At 69.4% G+C, this 19,770-nt stretch carries 16 protein-coding genes; 3 read left to right on the forward strand and 13 right to left on the reverse strand.

All coding sequences use genetic code 11. The annotated features are described in order from the left end of the window. Positions 1-26 precede the first annotated feature (26 nt). The 10 genes from AMA02S_RS00145 to AMA02S_RS00190 form a co-directional block, all read right to left on the reverse strand. Complete coding sequence (locus tag AMA02S_RS00145; RefSeq protein ID WP_067449704.1) at positions 27-1,235, reverse strand: MFS transporter; 1,209 nt, start codon at positions 1,233-1,235, stop codon at positions 27-29. Continuing rightward, on the reverse strand, positions 1,232-3,532 hold the full coding sequence (locus AMA02S_RS39715) for an aminotransferase class III-fold pyridoxal phosphate-dependent enzyme (protein ID WP_084264358.1): 2,301 nt from the start codon (positions 3,530-3,532) through the stop codon (positions 1,232-1,234). Before AMA02S_RS39715 ends, AMA02S_RS00145 begins: the two co-directional genes overlap by 4 nt. A gap of 2 nt (positions 3,533-3,534) precedes the next feature. Further along, positions 3,535-4,710: an ABC transporter ATP-binding protein gene (locus AMA02S_RS00155; RefSeq protein WP_067449706.1), complete on the reverse strand. Its 1,176-nt coding sequence runs from the start codon at positions 4,708-4,710 to the stop codon at positions 3,535-3,537. Beyond that, entirely contained in the window at positions 4,707-5,534 is an 828-nt protein-coding gene (locus tag AMA02S_RS00160; protein WP_067449708.1) for an ABC transporter permease, read from the reverse strand. Before AMA02S_RS00160 ends, AMA02S_RS00155 begins: the two co-directional genes overlap by 4 nt. Further along, positions 5,531-6,316: an ABC transporter permease gene (locus tag AMA02S_RS00165; RefSeq protein ID WP_084264359.1), complete on the reverse strand. Its 786-nt coding sequence runs from the start codon at positions 6,314-6,316 to the stop codon at positions 5,531-5,533. The genes AMA02S_RS00160 and AMA02S_RS00165 overlap by 4 nt, the downstream gene beginning before the upstream one ends. Before the next feature lie 46 nt (positions 6,317-6,362). Continuing rightward, positions 6,363-7,490: an extracellular solute-binding protein gene (locus AMA02S_RS00170; protein ID WP_084264360.1), complete on the reverse strand. Its 1,128-nt coding sequence runs from the start codon at positions 7,488-7,490 to the stop codon at positions 6,363-6,365. Between the two features lie 51 nt (positions 7,491-7,541). Further along, positions 7,542-8,999 (reverse strand): aldehyde dehydrogenase family protein, encoded by a 1,458-nt coding sequence (locus AMA02S_RS00175; protein WP_218004799.1) that lies wholly within the window; start codon positions 8,997-8,999, stop codon positions 7,542-7,544. 86 nt (positions 9,000-9,085) lie between these two features. Next, a complete protein-coding gene (locus tag AMA02S_RS00180; RefSeq protein ID WP_157430278.1) occupies positions 9,086-10,390 on the reverse strand; it encodes a Rid family hydrolase in 1,305 nt (434 codons plus the stop codon). Positions 10,391-10,419: 29 nt separating this feature from the next. Continuing rightward, the gene (locus AMA02S_RS00185; RefSeq protein ID WP_067449719.1) at positions 10,420-11,949 is read right to left on the reverse strand and encodes a cyclase family protein; all 1,530 of its coding nucleotides are present in this window, start codon (positions 11,947-11,949) and stop codon (positions 10,420-10,422) included. After that, positions 11,946-13,526 carry an AMP-binding protein gene (locus AMA02S_RS00190; RefSeq protein ID WP_067449724.1) on the reverse strand — a complete coding sequence of 527 codons (1,581 nt, stop codon included), beginning with the start codon at positions 13,524-13,526 and terminating at the stop codon, positions 11,946-11,948. The genes AMA02S_RS00185 and AMA02S_RS00190 overlap by 4 nt, the downstream gene beginning before the upstream one ends. Positions 13,527-13,656: 130 nt before the next feature. Here AMA02S_RS00190 and AMA02S_RS00195 point away from each other — a divergent pair, with 130 nt between their 5' ends. Next, positions 13,657-14,490: a FadR/GntR family transcriptional regulator gene (locus AMA02S_RS00195; protein ID WP_067449727.1), complete on the forward strand. Its 834-nt coding sequence runs from the start codon at positions 13,657-13,659 to the stop codon at positions 14,488-14,490. Between the two features lie 304 nt (positions 14,491-14,794). Here AMA02S_RS00195 and AMA02S_RS00200 read toward each other — a convergent pair whose 3' ends face one another. Together AMA02S_RS00200 and AMA02S_RS00205 are read right to left on the reverse strand one after the other, a co-directional pair. Beyond that, the gene (locus tag AMA02S_RS00200; protein WP_067449728.1) at positions 14,795-15,229 is read right to left on the reverse strand and encodes a YdeI/OmpD-associated family protein; all 435 of its coding nucleotides are present in this window, start codon (positions 15,227-15,229) and stop codon (positions 14,795-14,797) included. A gap of 144 nt (positions 15,230-15,373) precedes the next feature. After that, complete coding sequence (locus AMA02S_RS00205; RefSeq protein WP_067449729.1) at positions 15,374-15,787, reverse strand: VOC family protein; 414 nt, start codon at positions 15,785-15,787, stop codon at positions 15,374-15,376. A gap of 136 nt (positions 15,788-15,923) precedes the next feature. On the opposite strand from AMA02S_RS00205, the gene AMA02S_RS00210 reads away from it, so the two are divergent. Together AMA02S_RS00210 and AMA02S_RS00215 are read left to right on the forward strand one after the other, a co-directional pair. Continuing rightward, positions 15,924-16,787 (forward strand): sigma-70 family RNA polymerase sigma factor, encoded by an 864-nt coding sequence (locus tag AMA02S_RS00210; RefSeq protein WP_067449731.1) that lies wholly within the window; start codon positions 15,924-15,926, stop codon positions 16,785-16,787. Beyond that, the gene (locus AMA02S_RS00215) at positions 16,784-17,371 is read left to right on the forward strand and encodes a VOC family protein (RefSeq protein ID WP_245667282.1); all 588 of its coding nucleotides are present in this window, start codon (positions 16,784-16,786) and stop codon (positions 17,369-17,371) included. Before AMA02S_RS00210 ends, AMA02S_RS00215 begins: the two co-directional genes overlap by 4 nt. Before the next feature lie 19 nt (positions 17,372-17,390). Here AMA02S_RS00215 and AMA02S_RS00220 read toward each other — a convergent pair whose 3' ends face one another. Then, positions 17,391-19,760 (reverse strand): helicase-associated domain-containing protein, encoded by a 2,370-nt coding sequence (locus tag AMA02S_RS00220; protein WP_067449737.1) that lies wholly within the window; start codon positions 19,758-19,760, stop codon positions 17,391-17,393. Positions 19,761-19,770: the final 10 nt, after the last annotated feature.

The following is a 19,770-nucleotide window of genomic DNA, read 5'->3' on the forward strand; positions in this document are numbered from 1 at the left end:
TTTTCGTGCGATATTATCGAATTATACTAATGTTTCATATCATGCGCGACCGTCTGTGCAGGCATCTTTCCCGAAGTGCTGGTCATGGCCACCGCCGCGGCCAGCCCGAGTGCCACCAACGTGGTCAGCAGGGCTCCGTTGAAACCCGCGACCGCGACCACGGGAGCGGCCCCGACACTGCCGATGACCAGGGCCCCGGCCAGCGCGGCCGACGCCAGCGCGAACGCGCTCCCCCGGTCGCCCCCGTCACTGAGGTGGGAGAGATCCACGTACAAGGGGGTCACCACCAGGCCGGAGCCGCCGCCGGTGAGGATTCCGGCGATGACGAGGCCGGGCACGGTGACCCATAGCGTGAGCAGGCACAGCGCGATCGCGGTGGCGACCAGTCCTGACATGACCAGCCACCGGGTCGAGAACCGGTCCGCGAGCCATCCGGACGGAACCCGCGAGGCGAGCACCGCCAGGCCGTCGGCGACGAAGAACACGCCGGCATCGATCCCCGCCTGTTCCGCGCGCTGAGGCAGGTACGCCGTGATCGAGCCCCAGTGCACGAGGTAGAGCAGGATGATCGCCAGCGACGGGACCCAGGAGCGGCGCAGCGCGATCCCGAATCGGCGCGCCACCCTGCCGGCCGGCGCGGGACCGGTCCAGGCGCGCACCCCGCGCAACCGGCCGAGGACCATCGCCGAACCCGCCAGCACCAGGGCGAGCACGGTCATCGAGACGCCGGTGAGCTGTTCGTGCGAGCCGAGCACCAGGAGGGAGAGCGGCGGCATGATCGTCAGGCTCAGCGTCTGGGCGCTCGCGGCCAGGGCCAGCGCGATCCCGCGCCGGCTCGCCGCGGAGACCTCCAGCAGCGCCGCGAAGTAGGCCGGCGCGATCAGCCCGAACCCGATGCCCTGGGCGATGCGGGCGATGACGAACGGAACCAGCGTTCGACTGCCGTCCAGCGGCGGTATCAGCAGGCAGGTGCCTGCCACGTAGGCCAATGCGCCCGCGGCGAGCAGCCGGATCGGCCCGAAGCGGTCGACCAGCGCTCCGCCGACGATCGCCGCCGGGATCTGCACCATCGCGGCGACACCCACGACGATCCCGATCGTGCTGTCCGGGACACCCGACCGGGAGAGGACCACCGGCATCGACACCACGAAGCCGTAGAACCCGCCCTGCAGAGCCACCTGACCGAGCACATAGAGGAAGCTGATCCGGCCGGCGTCCGCGGTGTGCTCGCTCATACGCCGGCCGGGGTGTCGCACCCCTCGATCTCATCGAGCACCTGGTCCAGCGCATCGACGAGGTACCTCATCTCCGCGAAACCGAAGACCATCGGTGGCCTGATCTTGAGCACGTCGCGTGCCGGACCGGCCAGGCCGACCAGAACACCGTGGCGGAGCAGCGCATTGATCGCGGCACGTGCCTCGCCCGTCCCGGGTTCGCCGTCCGGGGCGCGCAACTCGACCCCGATCGCGAACCCGCGACCGCGGACCGCGCGAACCGATCGATGGCGGGTACGCAGCTCGTCGAGTGCCGCGAGGAGACGGCCGCCGACCACCCGGGCGTTTCGTTGCAGGCCCTCGCGCTCCAGCACGTCCATCACCGCGAGTCCCGCGGCGGCCGCCACCGGATTGCCGGCGAAGGTGTTGAAGTAGTGGTGGCTGGCGGCCAGGAAACGGTCGACGATCTCGCGCCGCGTCACCACGGCCCCCACGGGAATGCCGCCGGCGGTCGGCTTCCCCATGGTCACCAGGTCCGGCACCGTCCCATAGAGCTGGAATCCCCAGAACGCGTCGCCGACCCGGCCCTGGCCCACCTGCACCTCGTCGGCGATGACCAGGGCTCCGGCCTCGCGCACCTGGCGAAGACCGGCCCGCATCACGTCCGGCTCGGGGATGCGGAACCCGTCGCTGACGAACACGGTGTCGTAGATGAACGCCGCCGGACCGAGGTCGCGTTCACGCAGCTCGTCGACCCCCCGGAGCATCGCCTGGGCGAACTCGGCACCGCCCGCCGCCGGATCCGGTCGCGGGCCGTGCGGGGGATACGGGACGAGCGAGACCCACGGCACACGACCATCTCTGCCGGCGGGACCGAGCGCGCTGACCGCGACCGTATTGCCGTGGTAGGCCGACGTGGTCGCCACGACTCCCTCGCGTCCCGAGAACGCGCGGGCCAGCCTGAGCGCCAGGTCGTTGGCGTCGCTGCCGGTGCAGGTGAACAGGCAGGTGTCCAGCTCGGGAGGCATCGTCGCGAGCAATCGTTCGCCGTACTCGACGACGGCGGGATGCAGGTACCGCGTATTGGAGTTGATCTCCCGCATCTGCCGGGCCACCGCCGCCACCACGTGCGGGTGGCTGTGACCGACATGCGGAACGTTGTTGTACGCATCCAGGTAGCGGCGGCCGGATTCGTCCTCGACCCAGGCTCCGCGTCCGCGCACCGGCATGAACGGCTGGTCGTAGAACTGTCGCAGGCCGGGGCCGAGCGCTTTGAGCCGGCGCTCGATCACCGCGGACGGCGACGGCAGGCCCGCCGGCACCGACACCGCCGGAGACCGGCGGGTGCCGCGCGCCTGGAGCCGCTCCAGCACCTCCAGCGAGTCCGCGCTCGAGAACACCGGCTGCTCCGACGGCCGGGGGGACCGGCTCGCGCGCCACTCGTGAATGGCGACCCTCATCGCCAGCCGGGTGATCACCAGGTCCGGCAGCACCGATCGTTCGAGAGGTTCCAGGGGGACCACGTCCTCGAACCCGACGCACACGTCGTCGATGACCTGAAGCGGGTCGTCCTGGCCGCAGACCAGGAAGCTCGCGGCGATCGCCGGTTCCGCGACCAGAGGTGCGTGCAGGGCATCGCCGAAATCGATGACGCCCACGATCCGCTCCGGGTCGTCCGGATCGGAGAGCAGGTTGGTCGGGCTCACGTCGCCATGGATGATCTGGGCACGCAGGCCGGGGAGCTGCGGCAGCACCTCGCTCTCGAACCTGGCCAGCGCCTGCTCGACCGCGCGCCGCATCGATCGGTCCGGTAGCGAATCGATCAGTGTGCGAAGCTCCTGGGCCCGGCTGATGTCCCAGAGCAGCCGGCGCTGCGCCGACCGGTGAAAGAACCCGCGCGAGGCGCGCACCAGGCGGGCGGCGACGTTGCCAGTCCGACGGCGGTACACCGCGGTGCTGCTCTCGACGGTGCCCCCGGCACCCGGAAGGAAGCTCAGCAGCTGTGTGACCAGTGTCCGGCCCTCCACGGACCATTCGCCCATCAGCTCGCCGTCCCGGGTGCGGCGCACCTCCTGCACGTGCAGCGAGGGGTCGATGGAACCGATCGACTCGATGAGCCGCACCTGCAGGTCGAAAGCCTCTCGTTCGGCAGGTCCGCCGAGCTTGAGGACGTGCTCGGGGCCGTGCCGGCCTTCGACCACGAACACGCTGCTGGTGCACTCGCCGGCAAGCCGCCGAGCCGTCCCTTCGCAGCCGTAGACCGCCATCGCCGCGACCGCTGCGTCCGCGGGGCTGACCCGCAGCAGAGCCGACGACATCGTCAGTTCGAACCGAGCTGGAAGAGGGAGTCCTCATGCGCGCCCGGCGCCACGTCGCCGTCGGCCGCGACGGCCGGCTCGGGGACGGCATCGACCTCGGGCAGCAGCACGGCGGCGTCGGGGTCCCAGTCGACGGAGACGGAGCTGCCGACCGCGAGCCGCTCCGAGGGGCCGCGCGCCGGCAGGCACGCCACCACCCGGCCGAGTTCGCCACAGCGGACCTCGATCCGGCGGTGGTCGCCGACGTAGACCGCCTCGGTGACCTGGCCGTCGAACCAGCCCGGGCCGGGGTGCGGTGTCAGCCGCAGGCGCTCCGGGCGGATCGCGAGCACGGAGGTGTCCGCCGCCTCGTCGAAAAGGGATTCGAGCACGTTCACCGTCCGGCCGTTTCGCAGATGCCAGATCGATCGGTCCGCGGCGTCGCGGGCGACCGGGAAGAAGTTGGACTCACCCAGGAAATTGGCCACGTACGTGTTCGCCGGCCGCTCGTAGAGTGCCTCCGGGTCGCCGACCTGCTCGATACGGCCGTCCCGCAGCAACGCGATCCGATCCGACATCGTCAACGCCTCCTGCTGGTCGTGGGTCACGTACACGACCGTCAGCCCGAGGCGGGTGTTGATCCGCTTGATCTCCAGCTGCATCTCGCCGCGGAGCTGCTTGTCGAGAGCGCCGAGAGGCTCGTCCATCAACAGGATCCGTGGCTCGAACACGAGCGCGCGGGCCAGGGCGACGCGTTGCTGCTGACCGCCCGAGAGCTGGGCCGGACGGCGTTTGCCGAACTGCCCGAACGGAAGCCGCACCAGCTCCAGCGCCGACTCCACCTTGGCGCGGATCTCCTTGGCGCGGACCTTTCGCAACTGCAGCGGATAGGCCACGTTCTCGAACACCGACATGTGCGGGAACAGCGCATAACTCTGGAACACCATGCCGAGGTTGCGCTTGTTCGCCGGCACGTCTCCGATGTCACGTCCGTCGACGAGGATCCGGCCGGCGTCAGGTCGCTCGAAACCGGCGAGCATCATCAGCGTGGTGGACTTCCCAGAGCCGGAGGACCCCAACAACGAGAGGAATTCGCCTTCGCGGACGTCGAGCGAGATCCCGTCGACCGCGGTCACCGAGCCGTATCGCTTGACGAGCCCCCGCAGGGAGATCGAGGCGCCCAGGTGCTTGTCGCTCACACCAGTTCCTTCCGTTCAGCCGGTGCAGTCGTTGTGGACGATTCCTCGCCGCGCCGGACGGCCCCGGCGGCGCCGAGGATGACCGCGGTGAGCAGGAGCAGGAGCGCGGAGATCGCCGCGACGACCGGGGACAGCCCGAAGGTGATCTCGCTGAAGATCTGCATGGGCAGCGTCGAGCCGGCGGCGCCGAGCAGGAAGACGGCGAGGACCAGTTCGTCGAACGAGGTGAGGAACGCGAACAGGGCCCCGGAGAGGATCGCCGGGGCGATCAGCGGCAGCGTGATCCGGCGGTACGTCGTCCACACCCCGGCACCGAGACTGGTCGAGGCCAGTTCGAGCCGATCGTCCAACCGCGACAGCGAGGCCATCACCAGCAGCATGACCACCGGCACCCCGAAGACGGTGTGTACCAGCACGAGGCCCGGCAGCGTGCCGATCAGGTGGAAACGCTCGAAGATCTTGTAGCCCCCGACCGCGATGACCACCGGCGGTACCACCATCGGCGAGATCGCGAGGGCCGCGAACCCGCGGCGCAGCGGCAGCTGGCCCCGGACCACGGCGATGGCCGACGCCGTGCCCAGCAGCGCGGAGAGGCCGGCGGCGCCGAGGCCGACGAGGATGCTGCGCACCGCGGCGTCACGCCAGTCCTCACTGCCGAGGAACTCGTCGTACCAGCGCAGGCTGAACAGGTCCGGCGGGAACCGCAGCAGGTCGCCCTTGCCGAACGACATCACCGTCACCAGGACCGACGGCACCAGCAGGTAACCGGCGACCACCAGGACGTAGGTCAGTCCGCCGAGGCGGAGCAGGCGGGCGTCGGTCATCGGCCGTTCCCCAGCATCGAGTCGATGTTGAACACCCGGCGGGCGATCAGCACCGAGAGGAAGGTCGTCGCCAGCAGGACGAACGCCAGCGCCGCGCCCTGCCCGAAGTCGAGGAACCGGTTCACCTGCTGATCGACGAGGTTGGCCATGAACATCGAGTGCGGGCCGCCGAGAATCGCCGGCGTGATGTAGAAACCGAGGGACATCACGAACACCAGGGCTCCGGCGGCGACGGCGCCCGGCCCGGTGAGCGGCAGGAGGACCCGCCGGAACGTCTGCCACGGTGACGCGCCGAGACTTGACGAGGCCTTCGGCAAGGAGGCATCGAGCTGGAGGAACGACCCGTAGATGGGCAGGACGCCGAACGGCAGCATCACGTGCACCATGCCGATGAGCACCGCCGTCTCCGTGTTGAGCAGATCCACGCGGCCGAGGATGACGACCCAGGCGTAGTTGCGGACCAGGATGCTGGTCCAGAGCGGGAAGAGGACGATCAAGATCAGCAGACGCCGCCAGCGCCCGGCCAGCCATGTGATCAGTGCCAGCGGGTAGGCGACGACGAGGACGATGGCGGTGACTTCGAGCGAGATCCGGAGCGTCCTCAGCAGGACGGAGCGGAACAGCGGCTCGGTGAAGATCCGGGTGTACTTGCCGGTGTCCCCGTCGGGAAGGCTGGCTGGGATCAGCGTGACCAGCGGCGCGATATAGGCGAACGACAGGAGAACGAGCAGGGGCAGGATCAGTAGCACCGATGCTCTGACGGAGAGTTTTCCGCTGTTCATGCCTTCTCCGCTCACCTTTCCGGAGGTCACCGATGGATGGGATGGACTACCTGGAGATCCAGGTCGCCCATTCCTCCTCCAGTTGCGTCTTCACCTTGGCGATCTCCTTGAGCTCAGCGAGCGTCGGCGTCCACCACTTGTTCTTGTTCTCTTCGGTGGTCGGCACGAACTTGAGCTTCTCGGGAGTCATGAAGCCGGCCGGCAGGTAGTCGATGAACTTCGGGTTCGTGGGGGTCACCTGGAAATTCTGGTAGAAGACGGCCTGCCGCTTCGGGTCGGTGAAGTACCCGAGAAGTGCCTGCACCACATCGGCCTTCTTGGTTCCGTTGACCATCGCCATGTTCTCGAAGCCGAGATAGCCGCCCTGAAGGGTGTAGGTCCACTTCGGGTTCTTCGCCATGGCCTGCTGGGCGCGGCCGTCCCAGCAGAGGCAGTAGTCGATGCGCTCGTCCACCATGGCCGACACCAGCTCGCTGCCGGACTGGTACCAGAGCTTGACCGACGGCTTCACCCTGTCCCAGACCTTCTTCGCCCGGTTCATGTCCAGCGGGTAGAGCTGGTCCCGCGGAACACCGTCGGCGAGCAGCGCGGCGGCGATGTTGCGTTCGTCGTCGCCCCAGTTGCTGACCGCGCGCCGGCCCGGGAAGTCCTTGACGTTGAAGAAGTCCGCCACGGAGGTCAGCGGCTTGACGTCGTTCTTCTGGATGTAACCGGCGACCATGATGCTGAGCAGGTGCCCGACACCGACACCGGAGTCGGCGCCGGGGACCAGGCCCGTCAGGCCGGGCACCTTGGCCGGGCCGAGCGGGGCGAGAAGCTGGTCGTTGGACATCTGGAAGATCGCTGGGCTGCCCCACGCGTCGATCATGTCGAACCTCGCCTTGCCGGCGGCATGCGCTGCCTTCAGCAGGGCCGGGGTCTGGCCGGTCACCTCGACGACCTTGATCTTCGCGCAGGTGTTCTCCTCGAACGGCACGTAGTAGGCCTTGTGGATGGCCTCCGCGACCGCGCCACCCCAGCCCTGGACGGTGATGGTTCGGCCCGAGAAGTCGGGGTTCCCGTTCTTGCCGCAGTTCTTCCCTGCGGATGAGTCGGACGTGCTCGAACACGCTTGGACGGTGAGTGCCGCGGTCAGCGCGGCGAGCATGATCGCAACGGGACGCCAGTGTCTCATCACGGGTGGTCCTATCTCTTCGAGCGATCGCCTACAGCGCGATGCGTGTGCTCACAACGCGACGCAGACGTTCTTGATCTGGGTGAATTCGAGGAGACCTTCGAGCCCCTTGGTCCGGCCGTGGCCGCTCTGGCGGTAGCCGCCGAACGGGAGTTCGGCGCTGCCACCGCCACCGACGCCGAAGGTGTTGATGTACACCTGGCCGCTCTGGAGCCGGCGAGCGATGCGATGGCCCCGGGCCACGTCCGCGGTCCAGACGGCAGAGGTGAGTCCGTAGGTCGTGTCGTTCGCGATCCGCACCGCGTCCGCGTCCGAGTCGAAGGGGATCGCCACCAGGACCGGACCGAACACCTCTTCGCGGGCGATCGCCATCTTGGGGTCCACCTCGCTGAGCAGGGTGGGAAGGTAGAAGTGGCCGCCGCTGAACTCGTCTCCCTCAGGGGAGGCGCCGCCGACCACGACGCGCGCGCCGGCCGCGACCGCCTCCTCCACCATGCCCGCCACCTTGGCGTGCTGACGCTGGGTGATCAGCGGCCCCAGGTCCGGATCGCCGATCCCGTGACCGCACTGGAGGGAGGCCAGGCGTTCACCGACGGCGGCCACCACCTCGTCATGGATCGAACGGTGCACGAGGAGGCGCGATCCGGCCGCGCAGTTCTGCCCGGCGTTCTGCGCTATCGCGCTCACCACCGCGGGAATCGCCTTCGCGAGGTCGGCGTCCTCGAAGAGCACGTTCGGCGACTTGCCGCCGAGCTCCAGCGAGAACGGCCGGATCAGCTGCGCGGCGGCGGACCCGAGCAGCTTGCCGACGTCGCGCGACCCGGTGAACGCCACCAGGTCGACGTCCGGGTGGATCGCCAGCGGCATCCCGACCTCGGGCCCGCCGCCAGTGATCACGTTCAGGTAGCCGGCGGGGACGCCCGCCTCCTGCGCGATGCGGCCGAGCTCAAGCGTCGACAACGGCGCTTCGGGCGCGGGCTTCACCACCAGGGCGTTGCCGGCGGCGAGGGCGGGAGCGACCGACCTGGAGGCGATCTGGATCGGGTAGTTCCAGGCGGTGATGACCGCGACGACGCCGTAGGGCTCGCGGACGGTGAAGTCGATGAAGTCGGGTCCGACAGGAATGCTGCGGCCGTCCAGCTTGTCCGCGAAACCCGCATAGAACTCGAAGTAGCGGGCCGCCCCGGTCACGTCGGCCCGGGCCTGCGAAAGCGGCTTCCCGGTGTCCCGTGATTCGAGGACGGCCAGTTCCTCGGCGCGCTCGCGGATCAGAGCGGCCATCCGGTTCAGCACGATGACCCGATGCCGTGGCACCTGCCAGTCGCTGTCACGGTCCACTGCGGTACGCGCCGCACCCACGGCGAGATCCACGTCCCGCTCGGTGCACGCGACCAAGGTGCCGAGGACTTCGCCGGTGGCCGGATCGACGCTCTGGAACTCCCCGCCGTCGATTCCCGGACGCTCCTCGCCGCCGATCAGCACGCGCGCTCCCTGGCTGCTCGTTGTCACCGGGCTCTCCCCTTCGTTCGCGACTTCTGCATAATCTTCGTATAGATTCGTAAGTCTGTCAATGGCGTGTTGAGTATGTTTCCAGGTCAGCCGCTTGCGACCAGTTCGATCTCCAGTCGCGCGGCCGGGAAGGGCGTCGTGCTCACGATCGGAATCACCGTCGTCGGCGGCTGCTCGCCGCCGAAGAACCGGCGCGCCACCATTTCGAGTTCGAGCACCAGCTGCGGATCCGTGGTGAACACGGTCTGGTGCACCACGTCGCGAAAGGCCCGTCCGGCCGCGGCGAGATGGGCCGCGAGAACCTCGTACACCTTGAAGGCCCGTGCCTCGAACCCCGACTCCGCGTCCAGCCGCCCGAAGCGAAGCAGGCGCCCGGCGGGGGAAAGGCCGGTCGTCGCGGCGAGGACCCGCTGATCACCGATGTCGACCGGGATCTCACCGCTGGTGATGACCAGGCCTCCGCCGGCCGCCGCGCCGGCGACGTAGGGGCTGGAGATCGCCGAGGCGGCGCCGGTGACCTTCTTGCCGGCGGACCGGTCAGCCAGGGCGATCGCATCGAAGGCGAGGAGCGCCTCCGCCGAGCCCACCCCGGCCACCTGGAGGCCGGTGCTCGCCATCATCGTGCGCTCGCTGCTGTCGAAGTACTCGTTGCGGGCCAGCACGACGCTGCCGTACTCCCGCATCGGCAGCCGGACCCAGCCGTTGACCTTGAGCACCCCGGCGATGTCGCTGCCGGCGTCCTTGAGGATCTCCGCGAGGCGCTCGAAGGTGCGGATCGTCTCGTCGAACGCCTGGCGTTCGCGGTCGGTGCGCAGCAGCGAAGGCGGCGCCACCGCGGCGGCTTCCCCCGCCGCCGGCAGGCCGTCGATCGCGGAGACGAACAGCAGGTCGCCGCACCGGATCGCGTCCGGGTAGCGCCGGTCCCCGGAGCCGAGAGCATGGCCGTCGCGGGCCCACCCCCGATCCGCGGCGGCCACCACGTCGAGATAGACCTTGATCTCCGGGTCCATCAGGTGGTCCGGGACCACGATCACCGACGTGGCCGGCAGCGGTCCGGCCAGGACCGCGTCCATCACCCGCTCGATCGCCGCCAGGTCCCGGACGTCGGTCAGGAACAACCGCTGCCGGACGATGTTCCCCAGCGTCAGGCCACGGGCGCCGAGCAGAGCGGTCAGATTCTCGTAGAGCTGGAACGCCTGCGCACGCGCCGCCTCCTCGGGCACGTCGAAGAACATCAGGCCGATCTTCGGCCCAGGTGCCGCGGTGGCCGGCCCGGCCGTGCCGGTGACCAGCCGGCCGCTCTCCAGATCGTGCGGGGTCACCGTGCCGCTGAACACCACTCCACCGGCGACGTCCGAGACAAGACCGTCCGCCAGGTTCCTCCGGTTCATCGCGAACTCCTCCACCCGGGTCCTCCTCGCTACCGCGGTATGAGCGCGACCGCTCGGGCCCAGCCCGAGCCGGCATGCTCCAGCTTGATCGGCGGCGCCCAGACGAAGAATCCGGTCGGATCCTCGAGCGCGCCCAGATTGCCCAGCTTCAGCAACTGGCAGTGCTCGATCTCACGTGCCAGCCGGTGCACCGGGAAGAACGACTCGTGCTCGCCACGCCGGAGGTCCGCCACCATCGCCGGCAGCGGCCGGTCCAGGAGCTCCGCGTCCGTGCCGACCATGGTGACGCCCCTGCGCAGCAGCGACAGCAGCCCGTCGCGCGTCAACCCGCGTCCGGAGGCGGCGAAGTCCGGGTCGCCGTCGAACCGCTCCTCCGCGCCGGTTCGCAGGACGACGATCTCGCCCGGCGACAGCCGATGCCCGATGCGTTCCAGGGCACGATCGATCTCGGCCTCGTCGATGCCCGCCGCACTGCCGCCGGCGCGCACGTCCAGCAGCACGCCCGGCCCGAAACACCAGTCGAGCGGCAGTTCATCGATCGGGCGGGCGTCCTGGCCCGCACACGACGGGCCGAACCGCAACGGAGCCTCGATGTGCGTACCCGCCCGGGTGGACGCGGTGACCAGGTCCCAGGATCCGCGGGCCTCGACCTCGCTGACCGGCACGCCGAGGTGCTTGGCCCATTGCCGGCGCCGGCGCTCACGACCGTGTGTCTCGATCGTGGAGACCTGCGGCTCCATGCTGACGTTCCGGATCGGCTGGCTGAGGTCGACGATCGTGGCACGTTCCAGCGCCGCCGGCAGTCCCCGCATGCCGGCGAAGCGGGTCCAAGCCCCGCTCGCGCCCTCCAGCTTGATCGGCAGCGCCGACACCCGGAAGCCCGTGGCGACCGGCAGCCGATCGAGCCCATAGGCCTTCTCGACGTGGACGTAGCGACGCCGCCCGCCGACGGTGTGCACGGGGAAGTACGCGTCCCGATCCCCCTCCCGGAACCGCTCCTCCATCCACGGGATCGGCATGTCCGCGGTCATCGAGTCGGTCGCGGTGATCCGGACGCCCCGGTCGAGCAGCCACTCGACGGCCGCGCCGCTCATTCCCGCACCCAGCAGCGGGATCGCCGGGTCGTCGTCGTACTTCGCCCCCATGCCGACGTGCGTGATCACAAGATCCCCGGCGCACAGCTCGTAGTCCATCCGGCGCAGCGCGTCGGCAAGATCCTGCTCGGTGATCAGCCTGACTCCCCGGTCGCTGAAGTCGACCTTGACTCCATGGGCGAGCAGCGGCTCGAGCGCCATCTCGTCCACGGACTCGGCCACGGCCCCCTCGATCACATCGCCGTAGTGCGTGGGGGCGTCCAGGTGAGTGCCGAAGTGACTCGACAGGGTGGCGCGCTCGTCGGCCGCGAACAGCCCGTCGAGGGGCAGGTTCGAGACCGGCATCCCCACCGCGCGACTCAGCTCACGCAGGGTCGCGCGGTAGTCCGACGACACGATGTGCACCGGCGCCCGCTCCATCGGCTCGTTGCGGATGGTCGCGGCGAGGTCGTAGAACTCGGTCATCGCTCGCCCGCTCCCTGGGCCGCCTGCTCGCGGTCGTACAGGTCCGAACCCCGCCAGTCGGCACGCAGCTGGTCCTTGCGCACCTTGAGCGACCCGGTTCGGGGGAACTCGCTGACGATCCGCACGTAGCGCGGAACCTTGAACGGGGCGAGTCGCTCGACGGCCCACTCGAGGAGCGCCTCCGGGTCGATGGTGCGGTCCGGCCGGGGAATCAGGCAGGCGAGCACCTCGTCGTCCAGCAACTCCGAGGGCACCGCGACCACCGCGGCGTAGGCGACGTCGGGATGGGCGGCGAGAGTGCGCTCGACCTCCGCGGAGGAGATGTTCTCGCCGCGCCGTCTGATGATGTCCTTCTTCCGATCCACGAAGAAGTAGAAGCCGTCCTCGTCGCGCCGCAAGAGGTCACCGGTGTGCAGCCACCCGTCACGGAACGTCTCCGCGGACCTCTTCGCGTCGCGGAAGTAGCCGCTCGCCATCGCCGGATTCCGGAGAAGCAGCTCACCGAACTCGCCTTCCGGGACGTCGTTGCCGTCATCGTCGACCAGCCGGGCCTCGTTGCGGGGCACCGTGGGATCCGGGTGCTGACGCGGCCTGCCGATCGATCCCGGCCGGCGTTCGCCGGCGATGTCCTCGACCATGCCGAAGGTCGTCTCGCTCATTCCGAACCCGGAGATGACCTTGAGGCCGAAGCGCCGCTCGACGTCCAGCTGCATCTCCCGGGGCAGTTTGGTGCCGCCGTAGGCGATACGGACCACGTTGTCGCCGTCCTCAGGGTCGGGTTCCCTGCGGGACAGGATCGCCGTCATCGCCCCGACGAAATTGAAGTGCGTGACCCGGTGGCGACGCACCTCGGGCCAGAACCGCCTCGCACTGAACTTCGGCGACAGCACGATCGTGGCCCGGGCGCCGATCGCACCCATCGTCGAGTACGCCTGCGAGTTGATGTGGAAGTACGGCATGCACACGTAAAGACGATCACCGTGGCGAATGTCGAGCCAGTACGGATACCCGTGACCGGTGAGAACGAAGTTGCGATGCGTCTGCATCACACCCTTGGAGGGCCCGGTCGTCCCCGAGGTGTAGATCAAGGAGATCAGGTCGGCCCCGTTCAGGTCGACGTCCGGGACGCCGGGGGTGATCGCGGTCGTGGCGGCCAGGAAGTCCTCGTACCGGGGATGCGGCCCCAGATGGAACACCCGGCGCTTCATGCCTTCGGCGATCGGACCGGCGACGTCGGCGTGAGCGGCGTCGACCAGGACAGCGGCCGGATCGGAGTGCCTGATCTGGTACGCCGCCTCTTCGCGCCTGAAGCCGGTGTTGATCGCGGAGATGACCGCACCGATCTTGATCAGCCCGAACCAGGCCGCCAGGAACTCCGGCGAGTTGCCGACCATGAAGACGACCCGGTCACCCTTCCTCACGCCGGCTTCGCTCCAGACGGTGGCGGCACGGTTCGCCCGGTCGTCGAATTCCAGGTACGAGATCGGCTGGTCCTCCCAGATGAGGAACGGGTGGTCCGGCACCTCCGCCACCGCGTCCTCCCAGAACGCCCGAACGTTGAGGCTGTCCAGATCCATGAGCGTCCTTCCGCCTGCGCATCCTTCGATACTGCATAAAGATTATGCTGTCTTCGTAGATTATGATGCTTGTGGCGAGGCAGTCAAGAACCGCGGTCGCCAGCGGACTACTGTTGGGACGGTGAACGGCGTGGACGATACGACCAATCGGAAGAAGGCCACGGCTACAGCGGCGTCGCTGCGCGCACCGCGCGTCGCGGAGATCGTTGCCGACAAGCTCCGGGCCAGGATCCTCAGCGGTGAGCTCGGCGATGGTGATCGACTACCCAAGGAGGACGACCTCCGCCTTGAGTACCCGGTCGCCAAGCAGTCGATCCGCGAGGCCATGCGCATCCTGGAGGCCGAAGGTCTGCTCACCGTGATGCGCGGCCAGAAGGGCGGCGCGATCTTGCACACGCCGCAGCCCGCCCGCGCGGCCTACGCCCTCGGATTGGTGCTCGTGCGGCAGAAGGTCCGGCTCGACGACCTTGCCCGGGCGATCCGGGTACTCGAGCCGCAGTGCGCGGAGATGTGCGCCGCACGCCCGACCGGCAGGGGGGCGATCGTGAAGCGCCTTGAGAACCTGCAGACGCAGAGCATCGCGGCCCTCAACGACTCGATCAAGTTCACCGACATCTCCCGGCTGTTCCACGAGGAGCTGGTGCGCAGTTGCGGGAACCAGACCATGGTCATCCTCTTGGGCGCCCTGGAGTCGCTGTGGTCCGGTCATGTGCACGAGGACGTGACCGGCGAGACCGAACGCGGCGTGGATCGCGGACCCGAGAGCCGGCAGCAGTCGGTCGAGGAACACCAGCGGATCATCGACATGATCAAGGCCGGCGAGCCGGACGGCACCCGCGCCGCCGCGGAGGAGCACCTGGCCCGCGTTCAGCCCCGGCGGACCCAGGGGCACGACGCGTACGTGCGCATCGCCGGGCTGGAAAGCGTGGTCGCGCAGTCACGAACCGGCCTCGTCGGCTCCTGACGCCGGCGCCCGCCACTCGTCGTACGCGGATCGCCGGGGCCGACGCCGACCTGCGATCGCTAGGAATCACGCGGTGTGCTGGGCGTCGCCGAATTCCCGCGCATCGGCGATTCCCGCCACAGAGCCCTCGCCGGCACCCGGCTCCCCCCGCCTTCAGATTCCTGGCCGCGGCGGCGGCCTGAGGGTCGCGATCGTCGGTCCTCCCGCACCGGCATCGCCTTCGCGGCGTCCGTGGCGGCCATGTGGTGTCCGATGCCCTCAGGCGGCGCCGTGCAGGGCGCCACGGAGTGGTCTCTTCTGGGTTTCAGCCCCGCAGGACGGCGATGGCCTTTTCGATGCGCCGCTGGCGCGTCTCGGGCTTCTTCGCGCTCTCGATGGCGCGCACGTGCTCACGCTTGTGGCTGTACGCGAGCTTGTCGTAGGCGGCTCGGGCGGCCGGGTCGTCGTCCAGGGCCCGGGCGAAGTCCGCGGGTTCGACGACGACGCGCGGCTCGGTGTCGAGTTCCAGGTCGACCTCGACCTCGTCGCCGGTCGCGACACCCGCCGCCTGGCGGTTGGCGTTGCTCAAGCCGAGCAGGTGGCGGCCGCGCATGATCGCGACGCGGCTCTGCCACGTATGCCCGTTGACGGTGATCGTCACTGGCGGCCGCGCGCCCGCGCCGAGCGCCTCCACCACCTCGGGCGGAACCTCCAGCCCTCGCATGGGCTCGGGTGGCTCGACGCGGGTGCGGAACTTCACGACGTGCTCCTTCTCGATCGGTGTAGGGCAGAGTGACCTTTCGCGGGTCGCCGTCCGGGACGTGAGGCGCCCGTGATGCCGCCTACTTCCCCCACGGCCACCGCATTGCGGAAGCGGTCGCCTCGCCCACTCTTACCAGAGCGGTTACTCCGCGTAGGGCTGGTCCGTCCCCCGGGCGCTGTAGCCCAGGCTCCAGATATAGCCGTCCGGGTCAGCGAAGGTGCCGCCGTACCCGCCCCAGGGCAGAGCGCCGGCCGGCTTGAGGATCGTGGCGCCGGCCTTCTCGGCTTCCGCCATGATCTCGTCGACCCGAGCCTCGCTGCGGACGACGTAGGTGAGGACCAGCCCGCTGAACCCGTTGCCCTCCGCACCCGTGCCCACCTGCTCGGCCAGACCTTCACGGCCGTAGAAGCCGACGGGTGAGGCGCCGTCCGACTCGAAGAACACCGAGATGCCGTAGTCGTTCTTGATCGTCCAGCCGAGACCGTCGGTGTAGAACCGCTTGGCCCGCTCCATGTCCCGGACGCCGAGCAAGATCGAGCTCACGTGCGCTTTCATAGCGTCTCTCCTTCTCTTCGAGGTGAATGTGCTGCCTGGACCGGGAGGCCGAACACCTCGGGCTGCCCCGGATGTCACATCGGCGTGGATTCGCCGGTCAGTTGGTATGACAGGCCGAGACGGAGGAATGTGACAGATGGTCGAGCAGGACTGGCTGAGCGAGCGGTTCGCCGAGCACCAGGGCCGCTTGCACGCGGTGGCCCGCCGGATGCTCGGCTCACCCGGTGAGGCCGAGGACGCGATGCAGGAAACGTGGTTGCGGGTCAGCCGCGCCGACACCGGCCAGGTGGAGAATCTGGCCGGCTGGCTGACCACGGTCACGGCCCGGGTCTGCCTGAACATGCTGGAGGCACGCCGGGCGCGGCGTGAAGAATCCGCCGGGCCGCTGCCGCCCGAGCCGGCCGCGCCACACCCGGACCTCGGCCCGGCCGACCCAGAGCACGAGGCGCTGATCGCCGATTCGGTCGGTGTCGCGCTGATGGTGGTGCTGGACACGCTGTCTCCCGCCGAACGGCTCGCGTTCGTCTTGCACGACGTCTTCGCCGTGTCCTTCGGCGAGATCGGCGGCATCATCGACCGCTCCCCGGCAGCGGCCCGGCAACTGGCCAGCCGGGCCCGGCGCCGGGTGCAAGGCGCGGCGGAGGCGTCCGCTCCCGCGCGATCGGCGGAGCGGGACATCGTCGAAGCCTTTCTTGCCGCCTCGCGAAGCGGGGATTTCGCCGCCCTGCTCGAATTGCTCGATCCGGACGCCGTGGCCCTTGAAGTCCGCGGCGCCCAGGAGGTGGCGGCGTTCTTCGCCGGGCGAGCTCAGGCCGCTCGGCTCGCTCTGGTCGATGGTGTTCCGGCGGCCGTCTGGTTGCACCGCGGCCAGCCGAAAGCCGTCTTCGCGTTCACCATCAGGGACGGGAAGATCACCAACATCACCATCGACACCGCCCTGCACCGCCTCCACGACCTCGACATGGTCCTTCTTCAGGCCAACGACCAGGAACGGCGATGAGCCAGCCTCCCCTGCAGATCCGCGTAACCGGCATGGATCTCATGCTCTGGTCTTGCACCCTCGCCGTCCACGACCTTGACGAGGCGCTCGGCTTCTACCGTGACGTCCTCGGCTTCGGGGTACACGACGGCTCCGAATCCGAGGGGGCACGGTGGGCGAGCGTCGGGCCGCCGTCCCCTCCGAACGTGCAGATCTTTCTCCGATCGCTTGGCGCGGACCCGGGTGCCTCGCCGGCCGACCGGCGGACGATCGAGGGTCTGATGTCCAAGGGCCTCCTGGGCCACCGGCTCGTCTTCGTGACCGGCAATTGTGACGCCACCTTCGAGCACATCGAGGCCGCGGGCGCTGAGGTGATGCAAGAACCGACCGACCAGCCCGACGGCGCCCGAGACTGCGCCTTCTTCGACCCGTCCGGCAATATGCTGCGATTCACTCAACCGCGGCAGCTCGACCGGGCCCTCGCATCGAGACAGGTCCACGCCGCGACGGCCTTCCTGGGCATCCTGAACGCGGCCGCGGAAAGGACGATCCTCACCGAGGAGGACGCCGAGCTGCGGGCACAGCTCGGCCTGCCGCCCGTGTAACCGGAGTGGTCGCCATTCCTCATTCTGCGAGGAACGCTGGGGTCACAGCCTGCACGCGGGAACCGAGGAAGACTCTCTCGTCGTCGCGAAGGCGGCACCATGCGGTGAGGAAGGGGGCGTCGAGGCAGATCTTCTCGATCACGCGGGTGGACGGGTTTCCCTCGCCGTTGACATAGTCGATACAGACCGCGGTGCCCGTCTCGACGGCATGCGCCAGCACGCGCAGTTCCGAGGCCGACAGTTGCGGGGCCAGATCCGCCACCCGGGCCTCGACGCCGTCCGTTTCAGTACGTGGTACGACCGGTGTTTCGTGCAACCGGGCGGCCAGTTCGAGGGGTGTGGTGCGCCGGGAGGGGACGCTGCTTCGGGGGACGTCGGCGTCCGGGCGCTTCCGACGCCGTTGCCTGGCCGGCGCGCGCTCGATCACCAGCGAGCCACCGCCGTCCGGCCCGATCGGAAAGTAGCCGGCCTGCCGTAGTGCCTCCAATGTCTCGTTCACGGGCTCGGCACTGGCCAGCACTGTGGGCGCCAACTCCCGGAGCCCGAGCCGCCGCAGCCCGCGGTGGGCGAGGATCTCCGTGAGCAGTGCGGGACGGGAACAGGAGATCGCGCAGGCGAGCGGCGTGACGGCGACCTCACCGTGCCTTCGGGCGACGTCATCGATCAGATATGCCAGCGGCTGCGGCAGGTCGGTGCCGGCCGCAGCCCGCAGGTCGGTTTTCAGCCGTTCAGCGGTAAGACCCGCGTCGAAGGCGCGCCGAACACTGCCCGGACCGAACCGCCAGACCGAGGCGGTTCCCCGAGACTCGCGGGCGGCGACGAGGTCTAGAAGTTCGGCCAGCCACGGTGCGGGCGGGCCGGGTACCACCGCCGTGAGGTCACCCTGAAGCAGTGGCTTGGCGCAAGCCGAGTCCAGTACGTCCGCAGCGACTTCGTCCAGTGACAACGCCCCGTCGGCGTCCAGCAGCGCTCGCCCCGTCGAGGTGAGCACACCATTGGCGATAACGCCGAGTCTTTCCGCCTCCCGCCAGACGGCCGTGACGTAAGGCGGCGCCAGCTCGGCGTCCTCGAACAACAGCGGGCGTCGCCACGTCACCATCGCGACCAGTTCCTCGGGCCCGGTCACGCCGCGGCTTTCGGGGAGGCCCGCCAGGCTTTCCAGGACCGCGACGCGGAGCACGGGCGCCGCCGGATCGTCGGCCCGGGGGTCGAGCGGCGCGCCGCGGGTCGCCTCTGGATCGTCCAGCAACGGAAGGCGCGTCATCTGCTTCCAGCTACGCAGCATCGACGCGAGGCGCATGCCGGGCGTCCGCTGTTCGTCGCGTTCGCCGGTCGGGACGAGCGCGCCGTCACACCACCCCAGGAGGCCGTCGGCCACGGCCACTTCCAGCCAGAGCCGGGCGGCGTCCTCGGCACAGCCCGTCCGCTTGGCCGTTCGCCGCAGTTCCCGGACACCGACGCCGCCGGACTTGAGACGGGTCGGCGGCTCCGAGGCGCACAGCCGGACGACCGATGCCGTCTCCTCCAGCGCACGCGCCGACGCGGCAGCGAACTCCGCCGCCGTCACGTCCTCGGGCGCCGCCACTGTGGCGGCGACCGGCGCGGCCGGCGTGAACGGCGGCCGGTAGGACGGTCCGCGCAGCGCCAGCGCCACCTCCGCCGGCATGACGGGCGCCAGCCAGTCGGCTTGGACGAGCAGTCCCCGCGCCAACGCCCACTCTTGCGGACCATCGGCCCCGCCCATGTAGACGTTCCGGAAATCGTCCACGAACCCATCGCGCGCGGCCCTTTCGAGCAGGCGCCGCACACGTTGGGGTGCCGCAGCGGCTACATGCCGCACCCGTTCGGCGTCGCGCAGGCCCTGGATGGCCGCGTCCAGCAGTTCGGCCTTGCGCCTACCGACCGGCTCAACGCCCAGTTCACGAGTGACCCGGCGTAGGACGTCGGCCCTCAAGTGGGGCAACAGCACAGCGGCCGGCGGCCCCAAGCCGAGCGGACCGTTCCCGAGCGGCCAGTCCCTCAGCGGCTCCACGAGGTGCAGCAGATCACCGTCCGGCCACGCGAGCCCGCGCAGGACGAGCCCGGCGACGGCACCGTCGAAGTCCTCCAGCGTGGCACCCAGCAATGCCTGCGCGTCGGCCCTCGGCGTCCCCTCGCCGAGGGCTGCGAGAACCTCCGCGACCTGCACCGACCGCAGCTCGCATGCCGCGAGCGCCGTGAAGACCCCGTGCGGCCAGTACAGGCGTTCGGCGACCTCACCGATGGTCAACGGCTCCGGTTCGGCCATCGCCTCCGGCCGCTTTCCCAGCAGGCCCGCCAGGTCTTCCTGTCCCAACCGGCCCAGCCATCTGCCGAATGACTCCACCGAGCCTCGTTCCGAGCCCTCCATCCCCCTACGA

Source organism: Actinomadura macra NBRC 14102, assembly GCF_001552215.1.
Taxonomy (GTDB): domain Bacteria; phylum Actinomycetota; class Actinomycetes; order Streptosporangiales; family Streptosporangiaceae; genus Spirillospora; species Spirillospora macra.